We start from the raw sequence: 9,841 nt of genomic DNA on the forward strand, positions 1-9,841 counted from the left end.
GGTATCCTGATGGCGCGTCGCGCGCCGTCGCTGATCAACATGGGCGATACGCTCGCGGTGATCGCCGATGTCGTCGACCGGCTCGAGGCTTGAGGGCGCGTGCTGAAACTCGACCGCTTCGACCTCAAGATCCTCGAGATCCTCTCCCGCGACGGGCGCATCACCAAGTCGCGCCTGGCCGAGGCGATCAATCTTTCGATCAGCCCCTGCTGGGAGCGGGTCAAGCGGCTCGAGAAGGCCGGCGTCATCCAGGGCTACAGCGCGCGCATCGACGCCCGGGTGCTGGTGCCGCGCACGCCGGTGTGGGTGCAGATCGAGCTCAAGGCGCACAATGCCGAGAGCTTTGCGCGCTTCGAGGCGCTGGTGATGGAAACCCCCGAGGTCACCGAGTGCGTGGCGGTCGGCGGCGGGGTGGACTATCTGGTCAAGTTCGAGGCGCGCTCGATCGACGGCTACCAGCGCCTCATGGACCGCTGGCTGGTCAGTGACGTCGGCATCGAGCGCTACTTCACCTATATCGTCACCAAGACGGTCAAGCAGAGCAGCGTCGATATCGAGGCGCTGGAGCATCGCTAGTCGTCGAACAGCCCAGGCTGGATGATCGACGAGGCGTCGTGGCGGCCTTCGCGAACCCGGTTGCGACCGGCGCGCTTGGCGGCGTAGAGCGCCCGGTCCGCTTCCAGGATCAGCGGCGTGAGCGCATCGCCTTGCTCGAGGAGGCCCACGCAGATGCCCACGCTGACCGTCACGCAGGCATGCTCCGACTCGCGGTGGGCGAGATCCAGCGCCGCCACCGTTGCCCGGATGCGCTCGCCGAGTGCGGCGCTCGACAGGGCGTCGAGCCCGTTGCCGGTGTGCAGCACCAGAAACTCCTCTCCCCCGTAGCGACAGGCCGTGTCCTGCGGACCGCAGGCGCTCTGGATCGCCTGAGCGACCTGCTTCAGGCAGTGATCCCCGGCGTCGTGGCCGTAGGTGTCGTTGAAGGCCTTGAAGTGATCCACGTCGATCAGGACGAGCGCGACGCGCTGGTCGCGCGCGCGGCGGCGCAGGGCGAGCGCCGCCGCGTGGCGGCTCAGGCCACGGCGGTTGGCAAGCCCCGTCAAGGGATCGATGTGGGAGATCTTGTCGAGGTTCTCGTTGCGCTCGGCAAGCTCTGCGCGCAGGGTGTCGGTGTTGAGGTTCTGGAGATAGAGGCGCAGCGACTCCGTCGAGAAGCGGTAGTTCGCCATCAGCGTCAGCACTACGGTCGGTACGCCCACCACCAGATGGTTGATCACGTACTCCTTGTCGGCTCCCGGCAGGAACCAGATGGTGGTGTAGAGGCACAGGCAGACGACGATCGAGGCGTAGACGCTCTGTTCGAAGGGCGGCGCCAGCACGATGGTCAGGACCAGCTGGAAGACGAGCCCCGCGTAGAAGTAGTGCAGCACCCGAGGGTTGTCGGTCCCCAGCAGCACGATGCACCACACCAGGGTCGCGACGCTCACCACGCCAATGCTGGCGAACTCCTTGTGGCGTATCGGCACCGGGCGCTGATAGTAGAGCAACAGAAGCACCGCCAGCGGCCCTACCACGAAAAAGCGTATCAGAAGCGAGCGCAGCCCGATGTCCGGCAGCAGGTACATGTCCACCGGAATATAGGAGAAATAGAAAAGCGCCAGCAGAAAGGTCACCAGGCGAAGGGTGGCAAGGCGCTGATCGTGGCGGTCACGATCGAAGCGCGCTTTCGCGGTGGTGTCGCCAATGCGCTGCGCGAGCAGGTCGAAATACGAAAGTCGGTACACGGGGGTTACCCTGGCTGGGCGTCCTTCGCCTTGACGTGATACCTGTTCCTTCAGGGTGTTTGCACGGCCAGGTTGCAGCGTCCGGCGGCCGGGGCGAATGAGCGCATGATAGTACTATTTCTGCAAGCGGTTCACTAAGCAAAGATTGGCGTTGCCGAAGTATTTTCAACGCAGTCGTCGATCCGGCGAGGTGCCCGTCAGACCGGCAACGAAAAAAACCTATCCAGGCGGTGACTTCGAAAAAAAATCACCACATTGGCGCAGGATTTTCGAAAACACTTCGGGTCGGCTCTTCGCTAAGCTGGCGGCATCGATTACCGGGCGCCCGGCAACGCCGTGACGTTCGCCGCGTGTACAGGAGTGAGCCATGACCCTGCTATCCAATGCGCTTTCCAGACGTCTCGACGATCCGCGCCTCTTTCGCCAGTACGCCTACGTGAACGGGCAGTGGACCCACGGCGAGAGCGGGCGCGAAGAAGCCGTGCTCGACCCGGCCACCCAGGACACCATCGGCCATATCCCGCTTCTGGAAGCCCATCAGATCACCGCGGCGGTGGATGCCGCCGAGGCGGCCTTCGCCCAGTGGCGCCTTTTGCGCGCCGACGAGCGCTGCGAGCGCCTGCTCGCCTGGTACGACCTGATCCAGCATAACCGCGAGGATCTGGCGCGCATCATGACCCTCGAGCAGGGCAAGCCGCTGCCGGACGCCCGGGGCGAGGTGGAGTACGGCGCAAGCTTCGTGCGCTGGTTCGCCGAGGAGGGCAAGCGCACCTACGGCGACACCATCCCGAGCCACATTCCCAACGCGAGCCTCGGCACGCTCAAGGAACCGGTCGGGATCGCGGCGATGATCACGCCCTGGAACTTTCCGCTGGCGATGATCACCCGCAAGGCGGCAGCGGCACTCGCCGCCGGCTGCCCGGTGATCGTCAAGCCCGCCAACGAGACGCCGTTTTCCGCGCTGGCGCTGGCCGAACTCGCCGAGCGCGCGGGCATTCCGGCAGGCATCTTCAACGTGGTGCTGGGCGAGCCCGCCGAGGTGTCGAAGATTCTCTGCAGCGAGCCGCGCATCCGCGCGCTGTCCTTCACCGGCTCCACTCGCGTCGGGCGGCTTCTGATGGAGCAGAGCGCCGGGACCGTCAAGCGCCTCTCGCTGGAGCTCGGCGGCAACGCTCCGTTCATCGTCGGCCCGGACATGGACCCGAAGGAAGCCGCGCTCGCTGCCGTGGCGGCGAAATTCCAGACTGCCGGACAGGATTGCCTGGCGGCCAACCGGATCCTGGTGCACGAATCGATCGTTGAGGCCTTCGTCGCCGCGTTTGCCGAGCGCATGGCCGCGCTCACCGTGGGCAACGGCTTCGAGGGCGAGGTGGACCTGGGCCCCTTGATCCATCGCCAGGCGGTGGAGAAGGCCGCCGCCATCGTCGATGACGCGATCTCCCGGGGCGCCACGCTGGTGGCCGGCGACCAGAGTCGCGCGCCGGGCCCGAACTTCTTCATGCCGGTGCTGCTCACCAACGTGACGCCGACGATGAAGGTCTGGCGCGAGGAGAACTTCGCCCCGGTCGCCGGCATTACCGCCTACTCGAGCGACGACGAGGTGATCGCCATGGCCAACGATACCGAGTATGGCCTGGCGGCGTATATCTACACCCACGACATTCGCCGCATCTGGAAACTGATGCGGGCGCTGGAGTACGGTATGGTCAGCGTCAACTCGGTCAAGATGACCGGCCCCCCGGTGCCCTTCGGCGGCGTCAAGCAGTCGGGCCTTGGCCGCGAGGGCGGGGCCACCGGCATCGACGAGTACCTGGAAACCAAGTATTACTGCCTGGGGGCGCTGGGCTCGGTGTCCGGCAGCTAGGCAAGCAATGACCTATTAACGATGACAGGAAATGCCCCGCCCGACGGCGGGCGGGGCGCTCGAACAGAAGGCAGCGTATGAGTCAGCATCAAGCGTTAATCGACCGCGACCGCAAGGTCACCTTTCACGCCTCGACCCACCTCAGGGACTTCGCCCACGGCGACGCCCCGGGTCGCGTGATCACCGGCGGTAAAGGCATCCACATCGTCGACAAGGACGGGCGCGAGTTCATCGACGGCTTCGCCGGGCTCTACTGCGTGAACATCGGCTACGGGCGCACCGAGATCGCCGAGGCGATCTACAAGCAGGCGCTGGAACTCTCCTACTACCACACCTACGTGGGCCACGCCAACGAGCCGCAGATCGAGCTTTCCGAGCGCATCGTCAAGGCCGCCGGCATGAACATGTCGAAGGTCTACTACGGCATGTCGGGCAGTGATGCCAACGAGACCCAGCTCAAGATCGTGCGCTACTACAATAACGTCTTGGGCCGGCCGCAGAAGAAGAAGGTGATCTCGCGCATGCGCGGCTACCACGGCTCCGGCATCGCGTCGGGTTCGCTCACCGGGCTCAAGGCGTTCCACGACCATTTCGACCTGCCGATCGACACCATTCGCCATACCGAGGCGCCGCACTATTATCTGCGCAGCGCCGAGCAGCACGGCATGACCGAGCCGGAATTCTCCGCGTTCTGCGCCGAGAAGCTCGAGGCGATGATCCTGGAGGAGGGCCCGGACACCGTGGCCGCCTTCATCGGCGAACCGGTACTCGGCACCGGCGGCATCGTGCCGCCGCCGGAGGGCTACTGGCAAGCGATCCAGGCGGTCCTCAAGAAGTACGATGTGCTGTTGATCGCCGATGAAGTGGTGTGCGGCTTCGGGCGCACCGGGGCGGCCTTCGGCAGCCACTACTACGGCATCGAGCCGGACCTGGTCACCATCGCCAAGGGCCTCACCAGCGCCTACCAGCCACTCTCCGGGGTGATCGTCGGCGACAAGGTGTGGAAGGTGCTCGAAGCCGGCACCGGCGAGTTCGGCCCGATCGGCCACGGCTGGACCTACTCCGGCCACGCGCTGGGCTGCGCGGCGGGGCTCGCCAATCTCGACATCATCGAGCGCGAGAACCTGGTGGGCAACGCCGCGGAAACCGGCAGCTACTTCCAGACCCAACTGAAGAAGACCTTCGAGGGTCATCCGCTCCTGGGCGACGTGCGCGGCGTGGGCCTGATGGCCGCGCTCGAGTTCTCGCCGGAGGCGAAAGAGCGCCTGCACTTCGACCCGGCGCTGAAGGTCGGCCCGCGGGTCGCTGCGGCGGCCCTCGAGGAGAACCTGATCGCCCGGGCCATGCCCCAGGGTGACATCCTCGGCTTCGCGCCGCCTTTGACCATCAACCGCGAGGAGGTGGACGAGGTGATCAGTCGAGCCAAGCGCGCCGTCGACCGCGTCACCGACGAGCTGACCCGCTCGGGAGACCTCAAGACCGGCGCGCAGGAGGCGGCGTTCACCGTCTGACCCGGCGCCCGATCCAGACGCCGCTGCCTCGCAGCGGCGTTCTTGTTTTGCGCCGGGCAGGCTACGCTTAGTCTGAACGATCCACTTCAAGGAGGTGCATCATGCAACCGGTACTGGCCTTCGACGTCTACGGCACGCTGATCGATACCCAGGGCGTGGTCGACGAGCTCGAGCGGCGCCTCGAGGCCCCGGCAAGAGCCCAGGAGTTCGCCCGGCGCTGGCGCGAGAAGCAGCTCGAGTACAGCTTTCGCTTCGGCCTGATGGGGGCCTACGTGAGCTTCGCCGAATGCACCGAGAAGGCGCTGGTATTCACCGACCGCGCGCTGCAGACCGGGCTTTCCGACAACGACTGCGATCACCTGATGTCGGCCTACGCCGAGCTTCCCGCCTTTGACGATGCGCTCGCCGCGCTCGACCGACTCAAGAGCGCCGGGTTTCGCTGCGTGGCGTTCTCCAGCGGCACGCAGGAGGCGATGGGTGAGTTACTGGGGCGTGCCGGTGCGGCGCGCTACATGGACGAGCTGGTCAGCGTCGACGAGATCAAGCGCTTCAAGCCCGACCCGGCAGTGTACGCTTACCTGCGCACTCGGCTCGACAGCCGCCCGGAGCATACCTGGCTTATCTCCAGCAACCCGTTCGACGTGATCGGGGCCAAGCAGGCGGGTCTCAAGAGCGCCTGGGTGCGCCGGCGCTCGGATGCGCCCTTCGACCCCTGGGGAATCGAGCCGGACATGACCGTGCCCGACCTGCAGGCGTTCGCCGAACGCATGATGGGCTGAGAGGGCGACCCTTTCGAGGATCGCGGTTGACAAGCCGTAGCGCCCCTCCTATAAACACGCAATGTCCCCCACACTCAGGCTCCCATGTTCCTGCTGATCGTTACCGCGACGCTTGCCATTGCCCTGTCGTTTCTGTGCTCCATTCTCGAAGCGGCGCTTCTCTCCATCACCCCGAGCTACATCGCCAGGCTCAAGGACGAGCATCCTCGGCTGCACGCCTCCCTCGACCGGCTCAAGACCCATATCGACCGGCCGCTGGCGGCGATTCTCACCCTCAATACCATCGCCCACACGGTCGGGGCGACCGCCGTCGGCGCCCAGGCGGCGACGGTGTTCGGCGACACCTCCATCGCCGTCGTCTCGGCGGTGATGACGCTTCTGATCCTGGTGCTCTCGGAGATCATTCCCAAGACCATCGGCGCCACTTACTGGAAGAGTATCGCGCCGTATCTACCGCGCCTTCTGAAGCCGATGATCATCGCGCTTCTGCCGTTCATCTGGCTGTCGGAGCAGATCACGCGGCGCCTGGGTCGCGCCGAGCACGACGTGGACCTGCGCGACGAGATCAAGGTGCTGGCGCGCACCGGTCTCGAGCAGCGCGTGCTGGATGAAGACGAGTCGCGCACCATCGTCAACGTGCTCAACCTGCACGAAATCAAGGTTTCCGGGGCCATGACGCCGCGCACGGTGTGCGTGACGGTGGCGCCGAACATGACCGTGGCCGAGTTCGATGCCCGTCACGGCAAGGCATCGTTCACCCGCTTTCCGGTGATGGACGGTGGCGAGCAGCCTTTCGGCTACGTGCACAAGGCGGATGTCTATCACGCCGACGACGAGCGGACCATGCGCGATCTGATGCATCCGATCGGCCGGGTGGACGTGGCAGAGAACGTCGAGCGGGTATTCGTCGACATGCTCAAGGATCACCTGCACATGCGCGTGGTGTTCGACGATCACGGCACGTTCGTCGGTCTCATCACCCTGGAGGACATTCTCGAGACCCTGTTGGGCCGGGATATCGTCGACGAGACCGATAGCGTGGTGAACCTGCGCCATCACGCCAAGCAGCGTTGGCTTTCACGCATCAAACGCGATGAAAAGGGCGCTCCGGAAAGCTAGGCGGCGCGTTGGAACGAGGAGAGGACGCGCAGTGTCTTAGCACCGAATGTTCTATAGTGAATTGCATAAAGGTGGTTTAAGGTATTAAAAATTCGATCACCCGAGAAGGAGGCACCATGTCACTACGTATCAACGCGGTCGTTCCCGATTTCGAGGCCAACACCAGCCAGGGCAGCATTCGTTTCCACGACTGGATCGGCGATAGCTGGGCGATCCTGTTCTCGCACCCGAAGGACTTCACCCCGGTGTGCACCACCGAGTTCGGCGCCGTGGCCAAGCTCGGCGAGGAGTGGAAAAAACGGGGGACCAAGGTGATCGGCGTCTCCGTGGATGGCGTCGAGGATCACAAGCGCTGGGCCGGCGACATCGAAACCTACAGCGAAAGCGTCGTCGACTTTCCGATCATTGCCGACGAAGGCCTCGAGGTTTCCAAGCTCTTCGACATGCTGCCGGAAGACGCCTACCTGCCCGATGGCCGCACGCCAGCGGACAGCGCCACGGTGCGTTCGGTGTTCATCATCGGCCCGGACAAGCAGTTGAAGCTCTCCATGACCTATCCGATGACCGTGGGGCGCAACTTCGCCGAGATCCTGCGGGCGCTGGATGCGCTGCAAGCCACCGTCAAGCACGGTATCGCAACGCCAGCGGACTGGACCGTGGGCCAGGACGTGATCATTCCGCCGAGCGTATCCAACGAGGACGCCAAGGCGAAGTTCGGTGAATTCGACGCAGTGTTGCCTTACCTGCGCAAGACCAAGTTGAAGTGAGCCTCGGCGCCTCGGCGCTTGCGATACTCGAAAGGCGGCCTGCGGGCCGCCTTTTTCGTGAGGCGCGATCAGGCGGACTGAAGGGCGAGCTGGTCCACCGAGTCGGATACTCCCCGGGCGCCGGTGAGGATCTCGTTGACGATGGTCTCGATCTCGCCGACGCTCGTCTGGTTGTGCCTGCCCTGTTCGACCACCTGGGAAACGGCGAGGCTGGTGCGCTCGACCAGCTCGCTGTTCTCCTTGAGCACCCGGGTGATCTCCGTGACCGCCTCGCTCGAGCCCCGGGCCAGCTGGCGAACCTCGTGGGCGACAACGGCGAACCCGCGCCCCTGTTCGCCGGCCCGCGCTGCCTCGACCGCCGCGTTGAGCGATAGAAGGTTGGTCTGGTTGGCGATCCTGGCGATCGACTCGGTGATGGCGTTGATCGTCTGGGCCTGCTTGTTGAGCGCCGTCATCAGCGCCTGGGCGTCCTCCAGGGTCTTGGAGGCCTGCCGCGACTCCTCGAGCACCCGGTGCAGATGCGTCAGGCCGTTCTGGGCGATCTGCTCGGTCTGGCTCGAGGTGCTCTGGGCGGTCAATACCGCGCGCTTGGCGGCCTCGTTCTCCTCGACGGCGCGGGTGATGTCGGTGGCGAACTTGACGACCTTGGTCACCCGGCCCTGGTCATCGAATACCGGGTTGTAGGTCGCCTCGAGCCAGACGCTATGGCCCTCACCGTGCAGGCGCTCGAACTTGCCCTGCTTGAACTGGCCGCTGGCGAGCGCGCTCCAGAACTGGTCGAGCTGGGGCACGAAGTCGACGGTACAGAACATGCGGTGGTGGCGACCGGCAATTGCTTCGCTCTTGTAGCCCATGGTGCGCTCGAAGTTGGCGTTGGCGCTCAGGATGGTGCCGTCGGGGGCGAACTCGATCACCGCCATGGAGCTGTCCAGGGCCTTGAGAACGGCGCTGTGGCTCTGGGCCGACGCGTGCTGCCTGGAGATGTCGCTGGCGATCTTGACGATGCTCACGACCTTGCGACGGCGGTTCCTGACCGGCAGGTAGATCGCCTCGAGCCACACGTCCTCGCCACTGGCGCTGATGCGCCGAAAGCTCCCCTGCTGCGGCTCACCGCCGGCCAGGGCCGCCCAGAAGCGCTGGTAGTCGGGAGACGCCACCTCTTCCGGCGTGCAGAACAGGCTGTGGTGCCGGCCCGCGATCTCTTCGAGGGTGTAGCCCATCGTCTCGAGAAAGAGCGGACTTGCTTCTTGAATCAGGCCATCCGGCGAAAAGTGGATGCTGGCGGTATGCTGCTGAAGGGCAAGGGGCAGGGCGGCATGCTTCATGAACGTGAGCATAGGGCGTTCTCGTCAAGTATCGCGGTTGTACAATGGTAGTACGCTTTGTTTCGATGTAGCCAGTCTTTTGTATAGCTTTTGTATTGGTTTTCTCGTGCCTGGCAAGATCGCCGGTACAGTGAAAAGAGGGGGCTCAATGGCCGACGTGATGAATCATGGTATGAAACGTTGCATCATTGACCACCAGGTCAGGTTTGTCCAATAGAGGTTGACTTCTTCATGAATAGAGGTTGACTAAGCGTAGGTGCCAGCTGTCGCCTGCTTTAGTATACTCCTGCTCCTGGGCAGGCGCGTTCCACGCTCCTGCGATACGATCCATTCCAATGACAGCGATTCCTGCATGTTCCTTGTCTGCACGTGGATGATGACTCCACCCTAGCATCTCGCCTCGTTCGTGATTCTTACCATCGCTTGCACCGCGATGTCGGGCACTCGTGCCCGCAGCCCGCGCGATGGACTTCTGCGGCTATGCAACTAGCCCGGTTCTACGACAAGGTAACGATATGACACTTTTCAGCCGCCAAGAGTGGTTTTCGAACGTTCGGGGTGACGTACTCTCGGGTCTCGTGGTGGCGCTTGCGCTGATTCCCGAGGCGATCGCCTTCTCGATCATCGCCGGCGTCGACCCCAAGGTCGGACTCTACGCCTCGTTCTGCATCGCGGTGATCATCGCCTTCACC

9 protein-coding genes are annotated in these 9,841 nt (G+C 64.3%); 7 read left to right on the forward strand and 2 right to left on the reverse strand.

The window, feature by feature from the left end; all coding sequences use genetic code 11:
• Positions 1–99: 99 nt before the first annotated feature.
• Positions 100–576 carry an Lrp/AsnC family transcriptional regulator gene (locus BIS11_RS04845; protein WP_253419385.1) on the forward strand — a complete coding sequence of 159 codons (477 nt, stop codon included), beginning with the start codon at positions 100–102 and terminating at the stop codon, positions 574–576.
• Here the strand turns inward: BIS11_RS04845 and BIS11_RS18630 are convergent.
• A complete protein-coding gene (locus BIS11_RS18630; protein WP_253419387.1) occupies positions 573–1,784 on the reverse strand; it encodes a GGDEF domain-containing protein in 1,212 nt (403 codons plus the stop codon). The genes BIS11_RS04845 and BIS11_RS18630 overlap by 4 nt on opposite strands.
• A 367-nt stretch (positions 1,785–2,151) precedes the next feature.
• Here BIS11_RS18630 and BIS11_RS04855 point away from each other — a divergent pair, with 367 nt between their 5' ends.
• The 5 genes from BIS11_RS04855 to BIS11_RS04875 all read left to right on the forward strand — a co-directional run bounded on the left by BIS11_RS04855 (position 2,152) and on the right by BIS11_RS04875 (position 7,824).
• Entirely contained in the window at positions 2,152–3,648 is a 1,497-nt protein-coding gene (locus BIS11_RS04855; protein ID WP_253419389.1) for an NAD-dependent succinate-semialdehyde dehydrogenase, read from the forward strand.
• A 77-nt stretch (positions 3,649–3,725) separates the two neighbouring features.
• Entirely contained in the window at positions 3,726–5,159 is a 1,434-nt protein-coding gene (locus BIS11_RS04860) for an aminotransferase (protein WP_253419391.1), read from the forward strand.
• A gap of 101 nt (positions 5,160–5,260) precedes the next feature.
• Positions 5,261–5,938, forward strand: coding sequence for a haloacid dehalogenase type II (locus BIS11_RS04865; RefSeq protein ID WP_253419393.1), 678 nt, complete (start codon positions 5,261–5,263; stop codon positions 5,936–5,938).
• An 84-nt stretch (positions 5,939–6,022) separates the two neighbouring features.
• Positions 6,023–7,057 carry a CNNM domain-containing protein gene (locus BIS11_RS04870; RefSeq protein WP_253419395.1) on the forward strand — a complete coding sequence of 345 codons (1,035 nt, stop codon included), beginning with the start codon at positions 6,023–6,025 and terminating at the stop codon, positions 7,055–7,057.
• Positions 7,058–7,173: 116 nt separating this feature from the next.
• Positions 7,174–7,824 (forward strand): peroxiredoxin, encoded by a 651-nt coding sequence (locus BIS11_RS04875; RefSeq protein ID WP_253419396.1) that lies wholly within the window; start codon positions 7,174–7,176, stop codon positions 7,822–7,824.
• Positions 7,825–7,892: 68 nt separating this feature from the next.
• On the opposite strand, the gene BIS11_RS04880 is transcribed toward BIS11_RS04875, so the two are convergent.
• Entirely contained in the window at positions 7,893–9,161 is a 1,269-nt protein-coding gene (locus BIS11_RS04880) for a PAS domain-containing methyl-accepting chemotaxis protein (RefSeq protein WP_253419398.1), read from the reverse strand.
• 503 nt (positions 9,162–9,664) lie between these two features.
• Between BIS11_RS04880 and BIS11_RS04885 the strand changes: the two genes are divergently transcribed.
• Positions 9,665–9,841, forward strand: a 177-nt coding sequence (locus tag BIS11_RS04885; protein ID WP_253585778.1) for a SulP family inorganic anion transporter, incomplete at its 3' end; no start/stop codon positions are given.

The organism is Halomonas sp. 707D4 (genome assembly GCF_024158685.1).
GTDB lineage: Bacteria > Pseudomonadota > Gammaproteobacteria > Pseudomonadales > Halomonadaceae > Vreelandella.